The sequence below is a fragment of the Chryseobacterium gambrini genome (assembly GCF_900156825.1).
Lineage (GTDB): Bacteria > Bacteroidota > Bacteroidia > Flavobacteriales > Weeksellaceae > Chryseobacterium > Chryseobacterium gambrini.
Map to the genome: position 1 here is coordinate 168,004 of NZ_FTOV01000002.1, position 22,571 is coordinate 190,574.

The 22,571-nt window shown below is 35.9% G+C and carries 22 protein-coding genes, 7 tRNA genes and 1 other RNA gene; 12 read left to right on the plus strand and 18 right to left on the minus strand.

Translation table 11 applies throughout. The annotated features are described in order from the left end of the window. Window positions 1-58: 58 nt before the first annotated feature. From pyk to BW951_RS04210, 5 genes are read right to left on the minus strand one after another with little or no spacing between them, the layout of a single operon-like run. The gene (gene pyk, locus BW951_RS04190) at window positions 59-1,504 is read right to left on the minus strand and encodes a pyruvate kinase (RefSeq protein ID WP_076390689.1); all 1,446 of its coding nucleotides are present in this window, start codon (window positions 1,502-1,504) and stop codon (window positions 59-61) included. Then, complete coding sequence (locus BW951_RS04195) at window positions 1,497-1,970, minus strand: IPExxxVDY family protein (protein WP_076390690.1); 474 nt, start codon at window positions 1,968-1,970, stop codon at window positions 1,497-1,499. The genes pyk and BW951_RS04195 overlap by 8 nt, the downstream gene beginning before the upstream one ends. Then, a complete protein-coding gene (gene rnc, locus BW951_RS04200) occupies window positions 1,948-2,712 on the minus strand; it encodes a ribonuclease III (RefSeq protein WP_076390691.1) in 765 nt (254 codons plus the stop codon). Before rnc ends, BW951_RS04195 begins: the two co-directional genes overlap by 23 nt. 9 nt (window positions 2,713-2,721) lie before the next feature. Next, window positions 2,722-3,966, minus strand: coding sequence for a beta-ketoacyl-ACP synthase II (gene fabF / locus BW951_RS04205; RefSeq protein ID WP_076390692.1), 1,245 nt, complete (start codon window positions 3,964-3,966; stop codon window positions 2,722-2,724). 35 nt (window positions 3,967-4,001) lie between these two features. Next, on the minus strand, window positions 4,002-4,241 hold the full coding sequence (locus BW951_RS04210; protein ID WP_002976354.1) for an acyl carrier protein: 240 nt from the start codon (window positions 4,239-4,241) through the stop codon (window positions 4,002-4,004). 299 nt (window positions 4,242-4,540) lie between these two features. On the opposite strand from BW951_RS04210, the gene BW951_RS04215 reads away from it, so the two are divergent. Continuing rightward, window positions 4,541-5,038, plus strand: a complete 498-nt coding sequence (locus BW951_RS04215; protein ID WP_076390693.1) for a thermonuclease family protein — start codon at window positions 4,541-4,543, stop codon at window positions 5,036-5,038. A 41-nt stretch (window positions 5,039-5,079) separates the two neighbouring features. Here BW951_RS04215 and ssrA read toward each other — a convergent pair. Both ssrA and BW951_RS04225 read right to left on the minus strand, forming a co-directional pair. After that, window positions 5,080-5,481: a transfer-messenger RNA gene (ssrA, locus tag BW951_RS04220) on the minus strand. Between the two features lie 387 nt (window positions 5,482-5,868). After that, window positions 5,869-9,696, minus strand: coding sequence for a T9SS type B sorting domain-containing protein (locus BW951_RS04225; protein ID WP_076390694.1), 3,828 nt, complete (start codon window positions 9,694-9,696; stop codon window positions 5,869-5,871). A 351-nt stretch (window positions 9,697-10,047) separates the two neighbouring features. Between BW951_RS04225 and rpsU the strand changes: the two genes are divergently transcribed. From rpsU to BW951_RS04280, 11 genes are all read left to right on the plus strand, one after another. Beyond that, the gene (rpsU, locus tag BW951_RS04230) at window positions 10,048-10,245 is read left to right on the plus strand and encodes a 30S ribosomal protein S21 (RefSeq protein ID WP_062697349.1); all 198 of its coding nucleotides are present in this window, start codon (window positions 10,048-10,050) and stop codon (window positions 10,243-10,245) included. Window positions 10,246-10,326: 81 nt separating this feature from the next. After that, window positions 10,327-11,214, plus strand: a complete 888-nt coding sequence (locus tag BW951_RS04235; protein WP_076390996.1) for a tyrosine-type recombinase/integrase — start codon at window positions 10,327-10,329, stop codon at window positions 11,212-11,214. After that, a complete protein-coding gene (locus tag BW951_RS04240) occupies window positions 11,211-11,501 on the plus strand; it encodes an HPF/RaiA family ribosome-associated protein (RefSeq protein WP_076390695.1) in 291 nt (96 codons plus the stop codon). Before BW951_RS04235 ends, BW951_RS04240 begins: the two co-directional genes overlap by 4 nt. 109 nt (window positions 11,502-11,610) lie before the next feature. Further along, a tRNA-Thr gene (locus BW951_RS04245) sits at window positions 11,611-11,684 on the plus strand. Window positions 11,685-11,704: 20 nt separating this feature from the next. Then, window positions 11,705-11,785, plus strand: a tRNA-Tyr gene (locus BW951_RS04250). An 84-nt stretch (window positions 11,786-11,869) separates the two neighbouring features. After that, window positions 11,870-11,942 (plus strand) — tRNA-Gly (locus BW951_RS04255). Between the two features lie 92 nt (window positions 11,943-12,034). Further along, window positions 12,035-12,108, plus strand: a tRNA-Thr gene (locus BW951_RS04260). A gap of 20 nt (window positions 12,109-12,128) precedes the next feature. Then, window positions 12,129-12,209: transfer RNA gene (locus BW951_RS04265), tRNA-Tyr, on the plus strand. A gap of 84 nt (window positions 12,210-12,293) precedes the next feature. Continuing rightward, a tRNA-Gly gene (locus tag BW951_RS04270) sits at window positions 12,294-12,366 on the plus strand. Window positions 12,367-12,406: 40 nt separating this feature from the next. Beyond that, window positions 12,407-12,478 (plus strand) — tRNA-Thr (locus BW951_RS04275). A 107-nt stretch (window positions 12,479-12,585) separates the two neighbouring features. Beyond that, window positions 12,586-13,836 carry a phage integrase family protein gene (locus BW951_RS04280; RefSeq protein WP_139326095.1) on the plus strand — a complete coding sequence of 417 codons (1,251 nt, stop codon included), beginning with the start codon at window positions 12,586-12,588 and terminating at the stop codon, window positions 13,834-13,836. A gap of 60 nt (window positions 13,837-13,896) precedes the next feature. On the opposite strand, the gene BW951_RS04285 is transcribed toward BW951_RS04280, so the two are convergent. From BW951_RS04285 to BW951_RS04335, 11 genes are all read right to left on the minus strand, one after another. Continuing rightward, a complete protein-coding gene (locus BW951_RS04285; protein WP_027380851.1) occupies window positions 13,897-14,184 on the minus strand; it encodes a hypothetical protein in 288 nt (95 codons plus the stop codon). Window positions 14,185-14,211: 27 nt separating this feature from the next. Beyond that, window positions 14,212-14,976, minus strand: coding sequence for a GLPGLI family protein (locus BW951_RS04290; RefSeq protein ID WP_027380852.1), 765 nt, complete (start codon window positions 14,974-14,976; stop codon window positions 14,212-14,214). A gap of 70 nt (window positions 14,977-15,046) precedes the next feature. After that, on the minus strand, window positions 15,047-15,262 hold the full coding sequence (locus BW951_RS04295) for a hypothetical protein (protein ID WP_027380853.1): 216 nt from the start codon (window positions 15,260-15,262) through the stop codon (window positions 15,047-15,049). A 271-nt stretch (window positions 15,263-15,533) separates the two neighbouring features. Further along, a complete protein-coding gene (locus BW951_RS04300; protein WP_027380854.1) occupies window positions 15,534-16,082 on the minus strand; it encodes a glycoside hydrolase family 19 protein in 549 nt (182 codons plus the stop codon). Beyond that, window positions 16,075-16,614: a hypothetical protein gene (locus tag BW951_RS04305; RefSeq protein ID WP_027380855.1), complete on the minus strand. Its 540-nt coding sequence runs from the start codon at window positions 16,612-16,614 to the stop codon at window positions 16,075-16,077. Before BW951_RS04305 ends, BW951_RS04300 begins: the two co-directional genes overlap by 8 nt. Continuing rightward, entirely contained in the window at window positions 16,586-17,149 is a 564-nt protein-coding gene (locus tag BW951_RS04310; RefSeq protein ID WP_034752999.1) for a phage holin family protein, read from the minus strand. The genes BW951_RS04305 and BW951_RS04310 overlap by 29 nt, the downstream gene beginning before the upstream one ends. 10 nt (window positions 17,150-17,159) lie before the next feature. Then, window positions 17,160-19,544 (minus strand): autotransporter outer membrane beta-barrel domain-containing protein, encoded by a 2,385-nt coding sequence (locus BW951_RS04315; RefSeq protein WP_027380857.1) that lies wholly within the window; start codon window positions 19,542-19,544, stop codon window positions 17,160-17,162. Window positions 19,545-19,653: 109 nt separating this feature from the next. After that, window positions 19,654-20,334 (minus strand): hypothetical protein, encoded by a 681-nt coding sequence (locus BW951_RS04320; protein WP_027380858.1) that lies wholly within the window; start codon window positions 20,332-20,334, stop codon window positions 19,654-19,656. Continuing rightward, a complete protein-coding gene (locus BW951_RS04325; protein ID WP_155845028.1) occupies window positions 20,318-21,721 on the minus strand; it encodes a phage portal family protein in 1,404 nt (467 codons plus the stop codon). The genes BW951_RS04320 and BW951_RS04325 overlap by 17 nt, the downstream gene beginning before the upstream one ends. Next, the gene (locus BW951_RS04330) at window positions 21,642-21,941 is read right to left on the minus strand and encodes a hypothetical protein (RefSeq protein ID WP_027380860.1); all 300 of its coding nucleotides are present in this window, start codon (window positions 21,939-21,941) and stop codon (window positions 21,642-21,644) included. The genes BW951_RS04325 and BW951_RS04330 overlap by 80 nt, the downstream gene beginning before the upstream one ends. Window positions 21,942-21,952: 11 nt before the next feature. Then, on the minus strand, window positions 21,953-22,546 hold the full coding sequence (locus tag BW951_RS04335) for a hypothetical protein (protein WP_027380861.1): 594 nt from the start codon (window positions 22,544-22,546) through the stop codon (window positions 21,953-21,955). Between the last annotated feature and the right edge of the window lie 25 nt (window positions 22,547-22,571).

Sequence of the window (22,571 nt, forward strand, 5' to 3'; positions counted from 1 at the left end):
AAATAAAAACTCACGAAGATCTTTCGTGAGTTTTTTGTTTATAATGACTTTGTCTAAATTAAACTGTCGTTAATCTTAAGGTATTTGTTTTTCCGCCTTCGTAAGATGGAGTAGCATTGATGTTGATTACAAAGTCTCCAGCCTCGATATAACCGTAGTTATGTGTCAGCATATTTACCTGGATAATCGTTTCATCAGTAGATTTCTTCATATCGTAATAATATGCGTGAACTCCCCAAAGTAAATTCAGCATGGTAATAACTCTCTTGTTTCCACTATATACGATGATGTGGGAATTGGGTCTGTGTGCAGAAAGCTGGAATGCTGTATATCCTGAACTCGTTAAAGTAACAATCGCAGAAACGTTAGTGGTTTTCGCAATTCTTACGGCTGCAAGACAAACTCTGTTGGTGATAAATCGATCATCAATACAGTTGAAATCTTTTTCGATAGGCTCGTTTTTGTGCTGGTAAAAATGAGTAGTTTCAATGTTCTTCACAATTTTAGCCATATTTTCCACTACCTGAACCGGATATCTTCCTACAGAAGTTTCTCCTGAAAGCATTACGGCATCTGCTCCGTCCAATACAGAATTTGCAACGTCATTTACTTCCGCTCTTGTTGGCGTTAAACTGTTGATCATTGTTTCCATCATTTGCGTAGCGATAATTACCGGCTTAGAATAGAATCTTGCTTTTTCTACCAGAGTCTTCTGGATAGCAGGAACTTCTTCCATCGGAACTTCAACTCCCAAATCTCCACGTGCAACCATCAAACCGTCGCATTCCAATAAGATTTCGTCGATATTTTTTACCCCTTCCGGTTTTTCAATTTTCGCGATGATCGGCGTTTTGAATTTTCCGTTCGGATGTTTTGAAATTAATTCTTTAAGATCAATAATATCCTGTGCATGACGAACGAATGAAAGAGCGATCCAGTCTACTTCCTGATCCAGCATGAAATTGGCATCCTGAATGTCCTTTTCCGTTAAAGCAGGAAGAGAAACATTCGTATTGGGAAGGTTTACCCCTTTTTTAGAACTCAACGGTCCTCCCTGAATGGTTTTCGCTTTTACAGTGTCTAATTCATTGGTTTCGGTAACTTCCAAAACGAGTTTACCATCATCAATAAGGATTCTTTCTCCAACCTTCACATCCTGTGGAAACTGTTGGTACGTCATGTACACTTTTGTAGAATCTCCTTCAATTTTTTCGTTGGTAAAAGTAAGGATGTCTCCCGGATTAAGGTAAGAACCTTCTTTTACAACTCCTACTCTTAGTTTAGGACCCTGTAAATCTCCTAAAATACCAACCGAGAAGCCATATTCTTTATTAAGTTCTCTGATGATCTCGATATTTGAACGAACTAAGTCGTAATCAGCGTGTGAAAAATTGATTCTGAAAATATCAACACCTGCTTTCATTAACCCTAACATTACTTCCTTCGACGATGAAGCCGGACCAAGCGTTGCAATAATTTTTGTCTTCTTTAAATACTTATTCATAATACTGGATAATTTGATAAAGTTCTTCCTCAGAACCTAATGTATAATCTTGAATCGGAAACACAAGATTTTCAGGGAGCAAAATTACGGAAAAATCAGGAAACTGTTCCGAACTGTGCAAAATATATTGCACTTCTACCTGATTATTTAATAAAAATTTAATGTTTTCTTCTTCCGAGAAGAGTTCAGTCTGTAATTTTTTTTGTTTACTTTCTGCAGATCTGTTCGAAATGAAGGTAAAACAAGTCTTTGTAAATTTGTGGTAAGCTTCAAATCTTGGAAAAAAGTAATCATAATAAGATCCGTGAAGAATAACATCTTCAATTCTTTTGAATGTAAGATCGTTGTTTTGATTTACTTTATAGAAAAACTCATGATCGGGTATATTCTTTGCTAATCTTACCAATCCGATGGTAATATCTTCAAATTCAATATCATCTATATCATAAAGTCTTTGGATTTCCAAGTATATTTTCTTTTTTGTTTAAAATATAAAATGCTCTTTGTGCTGCCTTTTCTTCGGCTTTCTTCTTGGAAGTTTCTGTGGCATTCGCGATTTTTTCTTCTCCCAGCCAAACATGACATCGGAAAACAATCGATTTATTTACCTGAATTTCTTCGCAAGTTTCGTACTTTATATTCAGTTTCTTCTTCTGGCTCCATTCCAGCAGAAGACCTTTGTAGCTTACAATTTTATTTTCTAGTTTGTTAATTTCTGTAGGCGTAAGTAATCTTTCCAGAATGATCTTTTTACAGGTTTCATACTGGAAATCTAAATAAACAGCACCAATTAAAGCTTCAAATAAATTTCCGGAGATGTTTTCACCTAAAGCAACAACAGAATTTTGTTTCTGCAGAAGATTGGTAAGTTTTAAGTCTTCTCCTAATTTATTAAGATTTTTCCTATTAACAATCTTAGATTTCATCTGCGTCAGATATCCTTCATTGGCTTGAGGATAGGTATGAAACAAATGACAAGAAATAATTGTACCCAAAACAGAATCTCCTAAAAATTCCAGCCTTTCGTAGTTGCTGTCTTTGTTTTTAGAAGAATTTTTTAAAGAAAAAGCTTCGCGGTAGAGGGCAACATTTTGTACCTCAGTTCCAAGCATTTTGCTGAGTTCAGTAATGAGAAAATAATCTCTCTCCGTTAGTTGTCTTTTTCTTTTTTTGAGAAGGAATTTAGAAAAGTATTTCTGTAACTCCATTCAGTAGATTTAGATTTTCTTAAATAGAACGCATGCATTGTGCCCACCAAACCCAAAAGTATTACTCATGGCTACTTTTACATCTTTCTTAGCAGCTTCGTTGAATGTGAAATTCAGTCTGCTATCGATATTTTCATCATCAGTAAAATGGTTGATGGTAGGAGGAACAATACCATGAATAATAGTTCCCAACGCAGCAATAGCTTCAATAACTCCTGCAGCACCCAAAAGGTGGCCGGTCATTGATTTTGTAGAATTAATCTGAATATCGAAAGCGTGTTCTCCCAATAATTTTGAAATGGCATTAGATTCTGCAATGTCTCCTAATGGAGTAGATGTACCATGCATATTGATGTGATCTACTTCATCAGCAGTTAATCCTGCATCTTCCAGACAGTTCTTCATTACGAGATAAGCGCCTAAACCTTCAGGATGAGGTGCTGTCATGTGATGTGCATCTGCACTCAGACCGCCGCCTTTTAATTCTGCGTAAATTGTAGCACCACGTTTTACGGCGTGCTCATATTCTTCAAGAATGATACATCCTGCTCCTTCCCCAAGAACAAATCCATCTCTGTCTTTGTCGAAAGGTCTTGAAGCGGTTTTAGGATCATCATTTCTTGTAGAAAGTGCCATCATTGCATTGAAACCACCGACACCACTTGCTGTAACGGCTGCTTCTGAGCCTCCACACACAATAACGTCTGCTTTTCCAAGCTGGATCAGCATTTTGGAATCAATTAAAGCGTTTGCTGAAGACGCACATGCAGAAACAGTAGTGTAATTCGGACCATGGAAACCATACTCTATAGATATATGTCCCGGAGTGATGTCTGCAATCATTTTAGGAATAAAGAATGGATTGAATCTCGGAATTTCCGTATTTGCCCATCCTAAAACTTCAGTCTCAAAAGTCTCTAAACCTCCGATTCCTGAACCCCAGATTACTCCGACTCTGTTTTTGTCTACGTTATCTTCAATAATTCTTGAGTGGGTTACTGCTTCTCTTGCAGCAACAAGCCCAAGTTGTGTATTTCTATCCATTTTTTTAGCCTCTTTCTTGTCGAAATGGTCTAATGGATTGAAATTTTTAACTTCGCAAGCGAACTTAGTTTTAAAGTTTGTGGCATCAAAAAGAGTAATAGGAGCAGCACCGCTCTCACCTTTCACAAGATTTTCCCAGTATTCTTTTGCATTATTTCCAATTGGTGTTATTGCTCCAAAACCGGTTACAACTACTCTTTTTAATTCCATAAACTTTGTTTAATTTTCTTATTTGTTGAAGAATATTATTTATTTACTACTTCTTCGATATAAGCGATAGCGTGTCCTACAGTAGTAATTTTTTCTGCTTGATCATCAGGGATTTGAATATTGAATTCTTTTTCAAATTCCATGATAAGTTCAACTGTATCCAAAGAATCAGCTCCTAAATCGTTTGTGAAGCTAGCTTCTGGAGTTACTTCTGTTTCTTCAACGTCAAGCTTATCAGCGATGATAGCTTTTACTCTTGATGCAATGTCTGACATAGTAAATTTTTTTTTAATTGTTAGATGGTGCAAATATATAAAATTCTTTACGATAAAACATTTTTTTAGTCTTTTTTGTGGTTTGCAGGAGAGTATTTTGTAAATTGTGGGTTTAGTGTTTTAGTTTTCAGGGGTTTATATTTTAACGTTTCATTGTCTTATTTAACTTTATCATTCACTATTTTTTATCCTGAATACAGAATCCTTCTGATTGAGCATTTTAAATGGTATTTTTTATATCAGAGCTTTATTATTTATACTTTTGCAGCTTCTTTTTATTTTATATATTCTTTGTTTTCATGAGAAAAATCCTTTTTATCCAGTTTCTTTTATTTTCAGCATTTATTTTTTCACAGACGGAAGGAAAAGTAATTAAGGTGAAAGATGGTGATACTGTTGTCGTTTTATTATCCGACAATATTCAGGAAACGTTAAGGCTTGCGGAAGTAGATTGTCCTGAAAAAGGTCAGGCTTTTGGAAAAAATGCCAAGCAATTTACCAGTGAAGCTGTATTTGGGAAAACGGTGGCATTCTACAGGACGGGAAAAGACAGGTACAAAAGAACCGTTGCCAAAATTTTTTACGATCATAATAAATATCTTTCCGAAGAAATCATAAAGGCAGGTTTCGGATGGTGGTATTTTAAAGCCTCTAAGAATATTGATCTGCAAAAGTTACAGGATACCGCCAAAGCAAAAAAGCTTGGTTTGTGGATGGATAAGAATGCGGTTTCGCCTTGGGAATACCGAAAGAGCAGGAGGAAGAAAAACGCGGACAATAAAAGTAAAGCTCTTTAATATTTGAAAAATAAAAAAGAGACTGCTTAAAACAATCTCTTTTGTGGAGTTGGAGGGATTCGAACCCTCGTCCAAACAAGCAATACATAAGCTTTCTACATGCTTATTCTGCTATTGGTTTTCGACGGGAAGCAGAGAGCAGACACCCAACTTCCAGCTTATCTTCTGAGGTTTTCGAGCTTTAGCCGAAGCGTCTAAAGCCTTATTTCCGCATTCCTATATCCCAGAATCAAACGCCGCAGAACAGAGCATTTGTGGAATATCTTGCTCCCTTACTAAAATCTTCGGGGAAACGCTTGATCTACTATACTTCGATATTAAGCTGCAAGAGCGAACTCTTCGTTGCCAGTTAAAATTTTGTAGCAAGGGATTATAGAGATCGCGCTACGGTTCTCTGCATGCTTACTTACCCATTGACCTTGCTGTCGAAACCAGTCAACCCCATGAATAAAGTGAATGCAAAGATAACACTTTTATTCAAATTCAGTTCATATTCTTTCAGTCATTTTAATAATGGGATTTCATGTATTTTATTTGAAGCTTATCCTGCTTTCCGTTGCAATTCCTCATTACGCGGCTCCGCTTCGCTCCGCCGCTCCATTCCGGGATTTTCTCTACAATCAGGGCTAGGGTGGAAGCCGGAAGCATAAATGATAGACGAAAAAAAACTTTTAAGCAAAGAACAAAAGCCTGAACAGCAAAAAAATAACCCTCAAAAAACAAAAAGTGCCGGAAAATAGCCGACACTTATATAATTCATCTAATTCCTTTCCTCAATTTTAATCTCAATCTCAATCTCAATCTTAATCTCAGTCTTAACTTCAACTTCATCAATCCCTGTTCTTCAGTAAAATCCATCCCGAAAGCTGAACAGGTTTTTTTATGATTTTATCTTCCCACTGTAATTTATACCAGTACGTTCCTGTAGGAAGAGGTCTTCCGATGTATTTTCCGTCCCAGATCGGCGTTTTGGTAGTCGGTCGGAAAACTTCTTTTTCGTATCGGTCGAAAATGCCCCCTTCAAAATTTCCGTATTTGCTGATCTCGCTGAAATCAATCACATCATTGCTTCCGTCACTATTCGGAGTAATTACGTTTGCCATAAAGAACGTATAATATTCTGCCGTGGTATCGCAGGTTGCTCCTCTGTTTCTTACCCTTATCGAATATTTCGTGTTTTTTAGTACTTGGAAAGTGTTGGAAGCCTGCCATGTTACGCCTCCGTCTATGGAATACTCTATAGGTACATTTCCGTTATTTTGTACAATAATCGTTAAGAATGGATCTTTGTAAGTGATTTCTTTAATTTGAGGAGTTACAATATATCCTACCGTTGCAGTAAACGTTTTAGAACAGACTCCGTTACTGATGGTTACCGAATAGGTTCCCGCTGTGTCTACATTGATGGTTTGAGAAGTTGCTCCGGTATTCCATGAATAAGAGTAATTCGGACCGCTTCCTGCATCCAGAATACCTTTGTCACCCTTACAGATCTCAATATTTTTTAGCGTAGAAACAATTTCAGGAACAACCGTGATGGTAATTGTAGCAGGAGTCGTCGCAGAACAGCCGTTTGTTCCGATTCCTGTTACCGTATAAGTTGTGGTGATTGTCGGGGAAACAATCTGTGTGTTGCCGTTTCCTGTTAATCCCGTCCATGTGTATGTTGCAGCGCCCATTGCTGTAAGAGCAATAGATTCACCTTTACAGATTGATATTTTTGGTGCCGAAACACTGATGATCGGCGGTGTGATGTTCTTAATAACCGTTACAGAACCTTGTTTTACGCATCCGTTGGAAGTCGGGCTTGTAATCGTTAAAGTATAAGTTCCTGAATTATTAACAACCGGTGTTAACGTATTGGCTCCGGAAACAATATTTCCCCCACCTGTAGCGGTCCATAAGAAAGTAGATCCGGGTTGATAAACAGAAGTCGTTGCATTTAAAGTAACCTGAGCATTTGTACAGTTAATTTCTGCCGGAGGATTAATATTAATGACGATGGCCGGATCCATTGTCACGGTTGCAGATTTTGTATATTGACAACCGTCCGGCGTAGTTACCGTTACCGTATAAATTCCGGAAGCATTTACTGTGGTTGTGGCAGTTGTGGCTCCGTTTGACCATGAAAAATTATTTCCAGTTCCGTTTGCACTAGCCGTTAAAACGGTTGAAGCGCCTTCGCAGAAATTTAAGTTTCCGGAAATCTGAACATTCGGATCTGTTCCCTGAGTGATCGTAACGGAAACAGGATCGCTTGTACAGGTTCCGTTATTGTAGGTTAAAGTATAAGTTCCCGGAGCAGATACGGTGATCGACTGTGTCGTTGCGCCGTTTGACCATATGTTTCCTGTTGCTGAACCCGAAGTAAGGGTAACAGGATTGTTGTTGCAGATGACATTCGATGAAGCAGTAATTGTCGGAATTGGTTTTACATTAACAATTAACTGTAATTCAGCAATTTTCGAACATGAGCCTGATTTTACCAAAACATAAATCGTAGCATTTCCTGAAATATAAGCCGAAGGATTTGCAATCGTATTGCTGTTTCCGGCCAATGCATCCGCCTGATTCAGATAATAACTGAATGTTACTCCTGTTGTTGTACTGATGTTCGGTTGTGTTGATGTTAAATTAAATGTTCCGGTATTGTTATTTGAACAGACGCTTAAAGATGAATTTTGTACAACAGGCACTGCTCCCTGAACTACTGTCACAGATTTTGTGTACTGGCAGTTGGCAGGAGTTTTTACAGTCACCGTATAAGTTCCCGGCGTTGAAACTGAAATTGAATTTCCTATGGCACCTGTAGACCATGAATATGTATTTCCAGTTCCGTTAGATGTTGCTGTTAAGGTTGTCGGAGACCCGCAGACGATTAAATTTCCCGTAATCTGAGGATTCGGATCGCTTTCTGCGGTTAATGTTACTGAAACGGGCGCACTCGTACATATTCCGTTGGTGTTGGTTAAAGAATAAGTTCCTCCGGATGTAACCGTGATGGATTGTGTTGTTGCTCCGGTAGACCATGTATTTCCTGTCGGAACACTTGAAGTAAGCGTTACATTTCCGCCAAAACAGATCGTCAAAGATGAACTGGTAATTGTAGGAGAGGCAAGCTGGGTTACATTGAGCTGAAGGGAAACTACCTTTGAGCATGTTGCCGTTTTTACTCTTACGTAAATGGTTGCGTTTCCCGATGTATAAGCGGTCGGCGTTGCAATAGTATTTGTATTCCCGGCAATGGCATCTGCCTGATTCACATAATAATCAAAAGTAACTCCTGAAGTCGTGCTTATGTTGGTCTGTGCTGTTGTTAAATTAAAAATTGCTGTACTTGTACTGGAACAATTGGTTAAAGTCGCATTTTGAGCAACAGGAACCGCACCCTGTACAACCGTTACGGATTTTGTGTATTGACAGTTCGCCGGAGTTTTTACGGTTACTATATACGTTCCGGGAGCAGTTACGGTAATTGAAGGAGTTGTAGCTCCGGTAGACCATGAATAGGTGTTTCCTGTTCCTGTTGAAGTTGCAGTAAGGATCGTGGAAGTATTTTCACACAATGTCAGATTTCCGCTGATCTGCGCATTTGGATCTGTGTCCTGGGTGATGGTAACGGAAGCTTGTGGACTCGTACAGATTCCGTTGCTGCTCGTTAAAGTATAGGTTCCGGGAGTCGTTACAGTGATAGACTGAGTTGTCGCTCCTGTAGACCATGTGTTTCCTGTCGCATTGTTCGATGTTAAAGTAACATTTCCGTTAGGGCATAACTTTGTGGAGGATGCAGTTATAGATGCCGTTATACTTTTGTCTTTAAAAACGATAGCATTCGTTTGTTTACAGGAATTAATAGAATTATTGGGATTGTTAGGATCCTGATAACTGATGTTATAATAATAGGTATTGCTCGTATTGACAGTAATAGGTGCTGTAATCGGGTTAGTTCCCGTAGCTGCATTGTTCGCTGTACTGTAATAGGAAACATAAAAATTAGGATTTCCATTCAATATTCCCGCAGATAATGAGCTGAAGTTGAAAGTTGCAGAACTTCCGCAAATATTTATTTCTCTCGGAGAACTTGCGGTTGGTCCCGGATTTCCCGGCGGTACAAAAGGATTGGGAGCTATCGTGGAATTGGTAAAAGGAGATACAAAAGTTGCCGTTCCTCCCCATGTTAGATTAAAGGTGTAAACTGTTGTAGACCAGTTGTCTATATATAAATAATACGTCTGACCCGCCACGACATCCATATATTTACAGTAAGGATCTGTATTTCCTGCGCCGGATGAGGTATTGGTATTCGTCATGTTCATCCCTGTATTGGTATAATATCCGGAAGCGTTACATCTTACCGGAGTTCCTCTGTTGGAGCAGGTTACATTCGGTCCGTAAATCGCCCAGTCATAATCCACCGGTCCGGTAGGAGCGAGGTCAAAAGTAAGTGTTCCGCTGGTGGCAATCGTAAATTTATACCAAACCGAGTGATTTTCGTAAGAAAGGCATCCTCCCAGAGTTTCATTGGTGTTGCCGATTCCTACAGGAGTATAATTAATGCCCGAATTTCCGCAGACGGTAATGGCGGAAACGCAATCTTCCTGTGAAAACACAAAAACAGAAAAGAGCATTACGGTAGAAAAGAGTAATTTTTTAAGCATGTTGAAGGGAATATGGTTTTACTCGAAATAAATCAAAACTTAGATTCTGTAGGCTGTGAAAGCAGAAAAGTCCTTATAAAAAAGGAGTGATGGAATAGGATCATAGCTGTTTGGTTTTAAGCAGTTTAATATAATCTGCAAATCTAAATAAATAAAGAATGCAAAACCATATAATTTGTTGAATAATTTTTTATAAATACACTTAAATTATTACGAATAAAATGTTAAATGCTTTTCTTAATGAATTATTTTGAAAATTTAAGTTACATGATTTTAAAGATTTTTATTGAATAAAGTTTTGCGGTTTCATAAATAATGTTTACTTTTGCAATCCAAAATGAGATGTAATATATGTTAATAATTCCAGTAAAAGACGGAGAGTCTATCGACAGAGCATTAAAAAAATATAAAAGAAAATTTGATAAAACGGGTACAGTTCGTCAGTTAAGAGCTAGACAACAATTTATCAAGCCTTCTGTAACTTTAAGACAAGCTAGATTAAAGGCTGCTCACAAGCAAAGAAATCTTAGCAAAGAAGAACAGGCTTAAGAATTTTCTTACACACATACTAAATTCACTCTTTAAATGTTTATATTTGAAGAGTGAATTTTTGTTTTTATATACTAAATGATGCTGGACAAATTCCTGGAATATTTACAGTTCGAGAAGAGATATTCTCCTCACACCATTACAAGCTACAGAAAAGACCTTGAAGATTTTTCCCATTTCTGCCTGAAGACAGAAGCTTCAGAAGATATTTCCAAAGCGGACAAAAAAATTATCAGAAATTTTATCGTAGAGCTGAGCGAAAATGATATTTCCAAACGAAGTATTAACAGGAAACTGTCTTCGCTTCGCAGCTTTTACCTTTTTCTTTTAAAAATCGGTGAAATAAAAATTTCTCCCACAGAAAGTATTTCTTCATTAAAATTTTATCCCGAAAAGCAGATCCCGATATCAAAAGAAGAAATGCAAACACTTAATGATCAGGTTTTTGAAGAAATTAACGATATTCTGGATAAATGTATCGTTGAGGTGCTTTATCAGACAGGAATCCGGAAAGCAGAGCTTTGTGGTATGACTTTTGAAAATGTAAACCTTAGCGGAAACGAACTGAAAATAATAGGAAAGGGAAACAAAGAAAGATACATCCCCATCTCCGGAGAACTTTCGGATCTGCTTAAAAGTTATTTGAAAATAAGGAAACCACTGTCTGAATACGATTTGTATTTTTTTGTCAATAAGAAAGGCAAAAAACTCACTGAAAAATTTGTTTATGTGGTCGTTAATAAGTACCTTAGTCTTATAACAACAAAAGAAAAAAGAAGTCCTCACATCCTTCGCCATAGCTTTGCTACGCACGTTTTGGATAATGGGGCAGAGATCTCTAAAGTAAAAAAAATATTAGGACATTCCAGCCTTGCAAGTACTCAAGTCTATACGAATGCCAATATTGAACAATTGAAAAAAGTGTTTAATCGGGCTCATCCAAGAGCCTCAAAAAATGACGAATTATGAAGATCACAGTACAATCAATTGGTTTAACTCCACACGAACCACTAGAATCACACATTGAAAAAAAAGTAAGCAAACTGGATACTTTTTATGACAAAATTCAGGAGTGTAAAATATTTTTAAAAGTAGAAAACAACTCGGATAAAGCAAACAAAACTGCCGAGATTATTCTGGCGGTTCCGGGAGACGATATTGTAGTAAAGAAGACCTCTGCAAGTTTTGAGGAAAGTTTAGACCTATGCGTTGATACTGCTAAAAAGCTATTAATCAAGAAAAAAGAAATGGCTTAGAAAAAAAAGTTAAAAAAAGTTATTAAAAAATTTGAGAATTCAAAAAATCCGTTCTATATTTGCACTCGCAAAAAGGGAACAGCGATCTTTTGAATTCTTTTTTAATAATGCTTCCATAGCTCAGTTGGCCAGAGCACGTGATTTGTAATCTCGGGGTCGTGGGTTCGAATCCCTCTGGAAGCTCAATTTAATATAAAATATCTGGGGAGATTCCAGAGTGGCTAAATGGGACTGACTGTAACTCAGTTGCTTCGGCTTCGTAGGTTCGAATCCTGCTCTCCCCACATTTTATATTAGAAAAAAGTTGCATAAATAAAGGATTTTCCTTAAGTTTGCACAGCGTTACCAATAATTTTGGAAACAAAATTGCGGAAGTAGCTCAGTTGGTAGAGCGTCAGCCTTCCAAGCTGAATGTCGCGGGTTCGACCCCCGTCTTCCGCTCAAATATCACACTCTTAAAAAGCGTGATTTTTTTTACTACTGAAATGATGTAGAGTAGAGTTTCTCACAGCGTTCAGTCCATTTATTAAAATGCTTCCATAGCTCAGTTGGCCAGAGCACGTGATTTGTAATCTCGGGGTCGTGGGTTCGAATCCCTCTGGAAGCTCAATTTAATATAAAATATCTGGGGAGATTCCAGAGTGGCTAAATGGGACTGACTGTAACTCAGTTGCTTCGGCTTCGTAGGTTCGAATCCTGCTCTCCCCACATTTTATATTAGAAAAAAGTTGCATAAATAAAGGATTTTCCTTAAGTTTGCACAGCGTTACCAATAATTTTGGAAACAAAATTGCGGAAGTAGCTCAGTTGGTAGAGCGTCAGCCTTCCAAGCTGAATGTCGCGGGTTCGACCCCCGTCTTCCGCTCAATAAAAATCACGCTTTTTGGTGTGATTTTTTAGTTTAGGCCGACTTAGCTCAGCGGTAGAGTGCTTCCTTGGTAAGGAAGAGGTCACGGGTTCAAGTCCCGTAGTTGGCTCAAAAGGGAAACCTTTCCTACACTGGGTTTCCCGCTTTTTATATCAGCTTTAACAAAGGTAGAAAATGTTCGATGTCAACATTAACGTCAACATTAAATCTACCAAAATGAGAAAACGAAACACAGAGCTAATAAAGCTCACTAATGGTTGCGAACGAACCGGAGTTTATTTTTCACCAAAAGGGTGTATGGATTTTACTTCAAAATCGAAGTTTTCCAAAGTATGGTTTGTGGAATGTAGATTCTATGATCCTAAGTTTAAAGATCAATACCCTAATGGATTTCAATACAGAAAAAAATTTTCAAAAGATTCTCTCCGAGAACTAAAAATCTTTGCCGAGATTTTCAAAGAAGAAATGGAGCATAAACTTGACGAATTAAAGTTTAATCCAATTTCAAAAACTTACATGAATAATTCTCTTGGAGAATTAAATCCTGATTTGAATTTTATGACAGCTCTTTGGAAGGTGAGAGATAAAATTCCTTTCTCTGAAGATTACATCGGCTTATCAAGACAGCTATTAAATCTTATTGAGAAAGTTATTCCGGAGCTTGGCTATGGAGATCTTAGAATAATTGATACTAAAATTTGGCATGTTAAAAATATTCTTGAAGCTATCTATACTACAAATTCAGTTTTCAATAAGCATAGAAGCTGTTTAAAAACTTTGTTTAATGAATTGTTAGAATACGGTTGTGTCGAATTTAATCCAGTCGGCTCTCTATCTAAAAAAGCAGAAACACCCGCGATTAGAGAATTACTTACAGATCGGAAGAAAGCAATCGTTCTACAATATTTACATGATAATTTTCCTGAGTTTTATAGATATGCAAATATTTTCCATTATTCCGGAGCGAGATCTACCGAATTATTTAGGCTTCAGGCTAAATATGTTGATATAGAAAATCAGGAATATAAAGTTTTAATAAAAAAAAGAAGAAAATTTGAATGGGAAACAAAGGTCATTATTCCTGCAGCAATTCCATATTGGCGTCAAATTTTACTCGAATGCAATTCGGAAGATGATTATGTATTTTCAAAAGGTTTACGTCCGGGACCAACTAAAATAAATTCTAGTCAAATTGAGAAACGATGGAGAAGGAATGTAAAAGAGTCGGATAAAATCATAGATCCAATTTCTAAAAAGCCAATAAAAGTAACTGAGAATTTTTATTCTTGGAAACATTTATTCTTGGATAAACTGGATCAACTTCAAAACTCACAGGAAGCACCAATAATTCCAATTAATTTGGCTCAAGGCATGGCAAGTCATTTATCTCCGGAAACGACAAAAAAATATACTGTCGGAAAGTCTGATAGGAATAAAGAGTATCTAAAGAAGATATCAATTAAATAACTTAATACATTAAAAAAGCCTGTCTTAAATTAGACAGGCTTATAATTATTTAAGCTCTTTTTAGAATCCTGTATTAACACCGGATGTTCCAGCTCCACAGTTTTCATCAACAGTAACATTTACAGCCCATGCTAAGTCAGCGTTAAATGCTGCTGTTCCTTCTGTTGTTGTTGTGTAGTACCAAGCTGTTATTGTTTGTCCTGTACAAGGTAACGTAAATGTAACAGTGTATACACCTCTAAATTTTGCTTCTTTTGTTTCTTTTTTAACAATCGAAGATTCAACATTTGGCTTAGCAAATGATAATGCTGACATTGCTAATGCACCGATAACAAAAATTTTTTTCATAAATTTTTAATTTAATAAGTTAATATATTAATCTAAAAAAACATTTAGTTTTTTCACTTCTTCTAAACCACGTTTTTCAATGTCTTTATTTACAATATTGTTAAAAGGATATTGTAACCATTTTTCTCTAAGTCTAAAAAAATCTTTTTTTGCTTGTAAATCGATTGTGGAAACTCTTTCCATTTTTTCAATTGGTTTATCTGATTTTTTTATACTCGCTAAAGAAAATTCAATTGTTTTATTCTTATTATAAACTTCCAAAATCAAACCGGGCAAACCCTTAAATCTAAATGGACCGTCAGAGAAAGGAATTTCTGAAGTATACCATGCATAGAAAGTATCATTTTCAGTATTAACTTTTGCTAGTTGACATTTCATACCTTGAATATCCTTTATTTCATTTAATAGTTCCCATTTTAATTCTGGCTCCTTAAAAGAATAAAAATACATTCCCAACGGAACTGTAGCAATAACATTATTATCCTCTTTCCAAACATTATGTCTTACTTTTGGAATTGAAGGTCTCAGTGAATTAACGTCAATATTTTTAGGATCAATTTTCTGTGCATAATCTTTTAAGTATTCATAATAACTTGCCATAGCTGGACTGAAGTACACAGACTTATTTTTATTACAGCGCAGAATCATATTTGACTCTGTAAAATTTGATCTATTTAAAGAATCTGGAATGATTTTAAAGTAATATACAACTTCTAAATCTGCATCATTTTTTTGAGCTTTACTAATAATAAAGCTAAATATACTTAATAATAGCAAAAACTTAAATTTCATTAATTTCCAATTTTAATGACACAATATTACAATAATATTTTTATTCACTCGTACGGGAAACCGTAATTTTTTAAATTATTTTATTATGTAAAATACAAGCAAGATGAAACATAGTTTTTGCATCATAATAGTGACGAATTTGGTTCAATCTTTTCTCAATAGAACTCAAACTATTCGGCTTAATATTTTCTTTTTTTAGTTTTTCTGCAATCTCATGCTGATTTAATCCTTCCTTCAGGTATCCAATTATAATATAATTAACAATCAATTTTTCTATAAATTCCATAGAGTAAATTTACTGTCAGCAAAAATTATAACCTTACGGAAACCCATACTCCAAAGGAATTTTATATGTATATTTTTGCAAAAAAGAGTATGAATTTTATTAGAGATTTTATTAAGGACTGTATGTTATTTCAATCCAAAGACAATGAAACAATAATCATTGGAATATTATCATGGATCAGTTTGTTTGGAATGGTCGCTCTGCTTTTACATTTTACATCAAAGTAAAAACTCCCGGAACACGTCCGGGAGTAGATAAATAACATCTCATTTTATTTAGTTAGTATTCGCTCAAATGTTGCAGCATAAGTTGCAATAAGATCACTCTTATCTGTTCCGTTAATACAACGTCTTGCTCCGATGTAATCTTTAGATTTATCATTGATATAATCCGAGATTTTCTTTCCAGTAAAAGCACCTGTTTTAAATCCGTCAATTAAGATTTTAAAAGCATATTTGGGAAGCATAACCAGATCCGGATTTTTTACAAAGTCTTCTCCAATCTCCTGAGAGAATTTATTGTAGTTATCTTTCCATGTGATTTGAACGTAACCACGCCCATAGTATGGAAAATAACGAAGATTTTTTTTTCGCCAGTCTTCAGATAACCAATATGCTTCTTTTATTGGTAGAAACGTTGCATTAGTTTCATGAAAGGTGGTTGCAAAAATGTAAGACCATTGTTGAACTGTAAACATTTTCCAAGCTGCATCTGCAAAATCTAAGAATATATTTAAAGCATTTACTTCAGGTTGATCTAATTTTCTATTTGGATCAAGATTCTGTCTGTATTCATCAAAGAATTTTTTTCTATTAATCATCGGTTTTAGGTTTTAAAAATTTTAATAAATTTATTGGCAGGTATCTTTTTAAAATTTCCCAGGCAATAATTATAAAAGGAATGAGGATCGCCCAGAAATACCAAGGATAGTCAACTGTAATAATTTTAGTTTTGGTTTTTATCCTGTAAATGATCTGTGTTTTTGTAATGTTTAACCAGTACCGGAACCGTTTTTCAATTGTGTATGTTTTAGTAATGGTTTTTGTTTTTGTTTCCGTTTTATGATTTGAAAAATTAATTGCTCCGGTTGTGCTGCCGGTGATTAACTTACCGCCATAATTGAATGAAAACTCAGCAAATTTTCCAGGCTCCGGAACAATAGAAAAATTTACATTTTCATTTTTTGAAATTACTTCAGAATTTACTTCTGATCCTGACCTTGATTCTGTTAAATCTTTACCTTTTTGCTTTGACTGAGTAGTAATTTTCTGAAGCTCATCAATTTTGTTTTTTTCAACCGAAGCGCATGAGAAAGTCAGAAAACTAATTGTCAGAAGTATTATTTTCTTCATCTTTTTCTAAATTTTCAATTTTTTTAATTTTTACTTTTAAAATCTTAGTGAGCGATATCGCCACTGGGATTTCCATTTTAGCCAGATTTTCAGCAATACTCAGTAAAATGTATATACCAATCAAAAGCACGAAAGAATAGTGTATCGTGGCTGTCAGGTATATGAATGGATCTTTAAGGAATTCTGGTTTTATAGCTGAGTTTTCAATACCCATTTTGAAAATATTTGTAATGAAGATCACAGCAAATAATACGAACGCTTTAAAAACACCTCTCATAAATTTTTTTGTTTCAAATTCATGGTTGAGGTAATACAGGTTAGCGACAACTCCGAAAACTAAATCTGCAATAGTACCGACGATCATAAAAACCCAAAGCAGAAACGATACCCCAGAGTAAGTTTCTAAAAAACCTACTCCAGCTCCAAATGATAATGATATTCCCAATATTGATGGAAACAAAACATGATAAGTGCCTAAAAAATCATTAACACTATTAAATCCTGCTAATTCAAGTATATAGTTTATTAGTTTCATTTCTTGAGTTTTAATTATATACTCTGATTTCTAATGAACCAAACTGACCGATGAGGTCAATAGCCGAACCATCATTTGCATTGGTTAGTTTAAAGAAAATTCTATCATTGTCAAGTCTTGCAGAAATAATATGTTTATCAGAACCAACTCCACCATTTGATTGACTTAGAGAGCAAACCGTCCAAACCTTATTGATAGGAAAAGCACCGTTAAGGGTTCCGAAAAACTCACCTACATTATTTCTGCTCCAAACGATATTACCAATAGTATTTTCAAGGACAATTGGATTTGGAAGCGCGGGAGAACCGCTGGCAGCCAGTAAACAGGTATATACTTTATATGGTCTTGATGCCGTAATCATTTCCTGTGCCTTTTTCTTTTGGATGTAGTCATTATCTTGAGCATTATCTCCAAAATAAGTTCCTGAGCTTAATCCTCTTGGATTGACCGCTTGATGCTCAATTAAAATAGGTTCATCAGTAGAACTGCTTATAAGAATTCCTTTTACTTTATCATTGCCATCAATATTTCTTAATGAGAGTCCAGTTTGATTGACACTTAATCTGGAAGTATAGGAATATGCTAAGATTCCATCTGTTGAAACATCAAATGTTGAAGCAACAGAATCGTCTAAAGCAGAAGATTTTAATTGTACCGATGAAGGGAAAAATACTAATGAGTTTTGTAATCCATCAACATTATTTACTTTATAAAGATAACTTTCATATTCGGGACCATCACCGTTTTCAAATTGGATATTTCCAGAAACAGGATTATTAATTTCGGTTCCAGTAATCGGAATATATCCAGAAACATCAACTATTCCGGAGAGCTTATCCCAGCCTGGAATACCGGTATTATTCAAATTATCAACCCAAACATAGTTTTCTCCTGTGTCAAGTAAATTCCATACATCCCCAACGGTTTGACCAGAAGTAGGTAAAGCTCCAAAATTAGCAACCGAACCCATTACACGATATGTTCTACTCAATAAAGAGTTAATTTGAGATTGGTTATAGTAATTTGCAAAAATCCAACCTCTTTGAACATAATCATTGTTACTTGAAGGTGTGTATAATTGAGCAGCCGTAATTCCGGTTGATGGATTTATTGTAATATCATTTGCGTTTGTACCTGGATTTCCTACCTGTAAATAAGATGCATTCATTCTCACCCATCGATCAAGAAAATCTCCAGTTATTAACGCTCTGCTTAACTGCCCTTGCTGTGGACTCCCATATACGCCTTCTGAAGTATTTGTTACCCCAGAAAGAGTGTTGTTTGAATGAATAATTAATTTATTACTTATTGCTCCATCATTGTATCCTGCACCAACGCCAATCATCATATTATTACGCCCCGTAACACCTTGCCCTGCAGCCCAACCTATTGCGGTATTGAAATCTCCAAGATTTGAAGTATTCATTGCCTTGTAGCCTATCAATGTATTACCAATTCCTGTTGTATTGGTAAATCCAGAATAAGCTCCGACAAAGGTATTTTTATATGATGTTGTTCCGCTGGAACCGCTCTCATTTCCAACATAAGTGTTTGCTGCTCCGGTAGTCGACTTACTTCCTGCGTTGATCCCAAAAAATACACAATAATTACCAGTTGTTAATTCAGAACCAGAGTATGCACCGAAAGCCACATTCGCTGTACCGGTTGTAACTTTTGCTAAAGAATTAAATCCCCATCCATGATTATATGTACCGGTATGCGAAGCGTTTAAGTTTCCAAAATAACATGAATAAGTTGTTGGATTAAAATATAGTTCTCCAGCTCTTCCTTGACTCGGTTGAAATATAATTGGCTTTGTTGTTCCATTTCCCCGATCAATGACCGATTGTAAAGTGTCGGTTTCGGCAAAAGTTGGTTTATTAATCAAATCATTATAATTGCCAGAGATACCAACCTTATGTATTTTTACTTTTTCAACGGCTTCCTGTACCAATGAAACACTTCCATCAGGATTTGTAGTTGGAATAATGCTGAACTCAGATAAATTTATCTGGAAAGAGGATCCGTCGTTTTGTGTGATAGTAATAATATTTTGTGCAGCATCATACTCAGCATTTTCAATACTGATATCATTTGTTGCTAATCCGCTCAGATCAACATTCTGGGTTTGCTGTACTCCATTTTCTCCAGTATAATAAACTGAAAGAATATTTCCATTCAGCTGAGGTTGTTGAATGGAAGTTAAGGTTTCAATCTTTGCTTTCCAATTCTGAGCAAGTTGAGGAGTAATATTTTCGGCATCAGCATCAGCCTTTGTATCAACCTCTTCTCCCATAAGCTGAAAAGAATCGCGAACATCTTTCGCTTTTATTTTTTTTTGGTTGTTATCAGGAATCTTAATTCCGATTAACGCTAAAATTTCTGCAATTGTCATAATAATTAAATATCAAAGTCGTCTGAAAAATCATCTGAAAATCCGCCACGTAAAACGTTTTCAATGACGCATCTACATACCAGTTTAAAAAAATCAAAAAAAGCCATAATTAATCGTCGTAAACGTTCAAACCCCATCCAACATTTACAGTTGAGGTTTTTACTTCTGTATTTCCACATTCGAAGCATTCTCTTTTGTATAATGGGAAATGACTTTTGTGTCTGCAAAGCCATTCATGCATTGAAATTAAAAGGGGATTAATTCTTTCCAATACAGCATTATCCATTTTGAATTTTACATCTTTCGCACTTCCACTTGCTGTACTTGCGGTGCTTCCAATTGTATTCGGGTTTTTCAACTGTTGGCCTGATTCTGTCGTTTCAAGCCAGCTCGGTACAATGGTCATTGCTTCAACACATTCGGCAGTAATTTTCCACAGATACTGCTTCCAAAGTTTTTTATACCAATCATTGGTAACAAATTCGATTGCATTTACAATTTTACCTTCCTGAAGTAAATTATCTGTAAACTCGATCTGATCTTTAGCATAATCAGTTTTGACTTTTTGAAGAAGATCAGATTTATTTGATGCTGTTACCTCAATGTTTTTCTTTTCTATGAAATCCTCGTAGAATTCGTAACCTAACTCAGATTTAATCCACCTTTCTTCAGCTACGATAATATTTTGGAGGATCATTCTTTCTCCTTCAGTTCCATCGGTAGGAGAGTGGAACTTGACTTCGTCCGGAGTTATCAGCGTATTTCTACCTGTGTTATTTAGCCGATACATCTTTTTGCTTTTTTTGGTTTGTTGAAATAATTACTGAACCTTCATTATTTGGGAGAGGTTCTTTTCCAAAAATTTGACGTCCCTCATCCACGGTAAGAATTGCATTGGCATCAATATCTCCCGCGAAACTTTCCGGAACCACAGGAATAAATTCGAATTCCTTTTCACTCCAGTTTGTACCCATCCATTCGTCATAAATTTCAAAGAAGGGAGTGATAAAATCTTCGATGATTACCTGACGGGTAGGCTCAATAACAGTTTTGTTTTTTATATCGAAAATTGTTCTTACATAAGAGTTTCCACCATTTCCAATCCCCTTACTCATATTTTGCCCAAATAGAGCAGAATCCCAGTTGTTCGCATCGATGATCTTTTGTTCAACATTTTCACTGAGCTTCAGATAATCTCCATCTGTCTGCTTTTTCATATCGTGAACGGCTCCGGTTCCCTGCTTATTAGAAATGAATGCATATCGCCCTCTTTTTCCGTCTCCGGTATGCTGTGCTGCAATTTTCTTAGCTACCTTATCTAATTCTGCATCTGTATGATTTCCTTCAAGAACTACCAAACCTCCGATTACAAGATTATTCTCAAAATTGTCAATATTATATCTTGCAGCTTTGTATTCCAGAATTTGCTGAGGTAATGAAGCAACATTCTCAGGCATCCCATAATAGTCATAGCCTGGCATTTCATTTTTTACATGAATGAGACAATGTTGAGTGCCTTGTGTTGGATGTGTCCACCACTGAGTGTTTTCACCATCATAAATTGGAAGCTCAACAGCATCCTTCTCGACGTCAATAGACCAATCATCTTTAATATTTCTGAATTTTTTTGAGATATAAACACTTTGCGGAACATCATTTTCGTCAGCTTCAGATAATCTGCATTCAAGAAATTTTCGAGGGAAAGCCATTACCTTTTTTGTTTCTCCGACTTTTGATCTGATGATCTCAATGAAGTCATTTCCAACTCTGAAATATTTATTGAATAGACCATCAAGAACTTTTCCCATACTTTGGCGCTTATTGTTTATACGCTTTTGTAACTGTTTAAATTCTTTCAATTCAGATTCTGTAGCATCTTTAATGGTTAAGCCATTACCGGCACAAAAAAACACCTTGGAGTTAATACAAGCATTTGTAGTGGGACTGCCTAAACTTGCTTCAAATAGTACCTGAAAAAAGTTGTCTTTCGGATTTAGAAAGGGAATATATGGTTTTGATTTTTCAGGCAAAAGAAAAGCAGCTGAACTGCCAGAAGGTTCGAAAGGAATAGGATTAACCACATCCAATTTTACTTCATTACTGGCTGTCAGTGTTGGAGTTTGCTTTTCGTTGTTTTTTTGGAGGTGTCTTGCTGTCGGCTTCTTTGGTGAGTTCATACCCTTCAGGTTTTGTATCTTCTAAAATTTGATCTTCTTTGATTTTTTCAAATTCCTTTTGTGATGGGATTTCTTCGAAATAATTTAAGAGCCTTTTATTATTGCTTTTATTAGCTAAATCAAACAATACATGTAGGTCTTTTCTCTGTCCTAATGGAAGGGATGAGTTATTAAACCCTACCACGGTATTTAAAAACTCATCCTTTATTTTAAGTTCCATAATAATTTTGATTATGGTTTATCAATAAATGCTTCTAAGGAATCTCTTCCGCCTGTGTACTCCAATGGTCCACGAGAGTAAACTCCTTTTAATGAAAGTGTACCTCCGTTTTTACCGTCGAATTTCTCTTCCAAATGGATTTCAGAACCGTCATTCTTCATTTTGAATTTCGGAATCACTTTGTCATTTACCCATTTTTCTGCGAGAACGTGAATACTTCCTGTATTATCGACAATCACCAAACCAATATTTGAACATATAGAAGCTGCTGAAAGTCTTGCGAAGAAATTGGTTAAGCTATTGCCCATTTTTCCTAATTCTCCGGTAATTTCATAATCCCATTTTTCGGATCTACCATTCAAAGTTTGCTTTGCAGTAAACTTTCCTGTCTCATCCTCCAAATCAATTGGGAAGAGTTTCGCTCCATCAGCTACAACGGCTCCGTCTCTCAATTCAATTGCTGTGTATGGAGGTAAAATTAATGCTGCAGTTGGAGCAGCTTGTGTGAAACCGTAATCTTCCGGATCAAACCAGAATAATTCAGAAATACCTCCCGAAATAGGTCCACATGGGGTTTTATAAGATTGTCCTTGAAAACTTAACATGTTTATGATTTTTAAAGTTATAAAT

Bases quoted from the DNA above. Each gene is read 5' to 3' on its own strand.
- BW951_RS04210 (WP_002976354.1), bottom strand. From the start codon at position 4,241: ATGTCAGACATTGCATCAAGAGTAAAAGCTATCATCGCTGATAAGCTT.
- BW951_RS04305 (WP_027380855.1), bottom strand. From the start codon at position 16,614: ATGAAGAAAATAATACTTCTGACAATTAGTTTTCTGACTTTCTCATGC.
- rpsU (WP_062697349.1), top strand. From the start codon at position 10,048: ATGTTAATAATTCCAGTAAAAGACGGAGAGTCTATCGACAGAGCATTA.
- BW951_RS04285 (WP_027380851.1), bottom strand. From the start codon at position 14,184: ATGAAAAAAATTTTTGTTATCGGTGCATTAGCAATGTCAGCATTATCA.
- BW951_RS04330 (WP_027380860.1), bottom strand. From the start codon at position 21,941: ATGGAACTTAAAATAAAGGATGAGTTTTTAAATACCGTGGTAGGGTTT.
- BW951_RS04290 (WP_027380852.1), bottom strand. From the start codon at position 14,976: ATGAAATTTAAGTTTTTGCTATTATTAAGTATATTTAGCTTTATTATT.
- fabF (WP_076390692.1), bottom strand. From the start codon at position 3,966: ATGGAATTAAAAAGAGTAGTTGTAACCGGTTTTGGAGCAATAACACCA.
- BW951_RS04225 (WP_076390694.1), bottom strand. From the start codon at position 9,696: ATGCTTAAAAAATTACTCTTTTCTACCGTAATGCTCTTTTCTGTTTTT.
- BW951_RS04320 (WP_027380858.1), bottom strand. From the start codon at position 20,334: ATGTATCGGCTAAATAACACAGGTAGAAATACGCTGATAACTCCGGAC.
- BW951_RS04335 (WP_027380861.1), bottom strand. From the start codon at position 22,546: ATGTTAAGTTTTCAAGGACAATCTTATAAAACCCCATGTGGACCTATT.
- BW951_RS04295 (WP_027380853.1), bottom strand. From the start codon at position 15,262: ATGGAATTTATAGAAAAATTGATTGTTAATTATATTATAATTGGATAC.
- BW951_RS04325 (WP_155845028.1), bottom strand. From the start codon at position 21,721: ATGAACTCACCAAAGAAGCCGACAGCAAGACACCTCCAAAAAAACAAC.
- pyk (WP_076390689.1), bottom strand. From the start codon at position 1,504: ATGAATAAGTATTTAAAGAAGACAAAAATTATTGCAACGCTTGGTCCG.
- BW951_RS04310 (WP_034752999.1), bottom strand. From the start codon at position 17,149: ATGAAACTAATAAACTATATACTTGAATTAGCAGGATTTAATAGTGTT.
- BW951_RS04215 (WP_076390693.1), top strand. From the start codon at position 4,541: ATGAGAAAAATCCTTTTTATCCAGTTTCTTTTATTTTCAGCATTTATT.
- BW951_RS04235 (WP_076390996.1), top strand. From the start codon at position 10,327: ATGCTGGACAAATTCCTGGAATATTTACAGTTCGAGAAGAGATATTCT.
- BW951_RS04300 (WP_027380854.1), bottom strand. From the start codon at position 16,082: ATGATTAATAGAAAAAAATTCTTTGATGAATACAGACAGAATCTTGAT.
- BW951_RS04240 (WP_076390695.1), top strand. From the start codon at position 11,211: ATGAAGATCACAGTACAATCAATTGGTTTAACTCCACACGAACCACTA.
- BW951_RS04280 (WP_139326095.1), top strand. From the start codon at position 12,586: ATGAGAAAACGAAACACAGAGCTAATAAAGCTCACTAATGGTTGCGAA.
- rnc (WP_076390691.1), bottom strand. From the start codon at position 2,712: ATGGAGTTACAGAAATACTTTTCTAAATTCCTTCTCAAAAAAAGAAAA.
- BW951_RS04315 (WP_027380857.1), bottom strand. From the start codon at position 19,544: ATGACAATTGCAGAAATTTTAGCGTTAATCGGAATTAAGATTCCTGAT.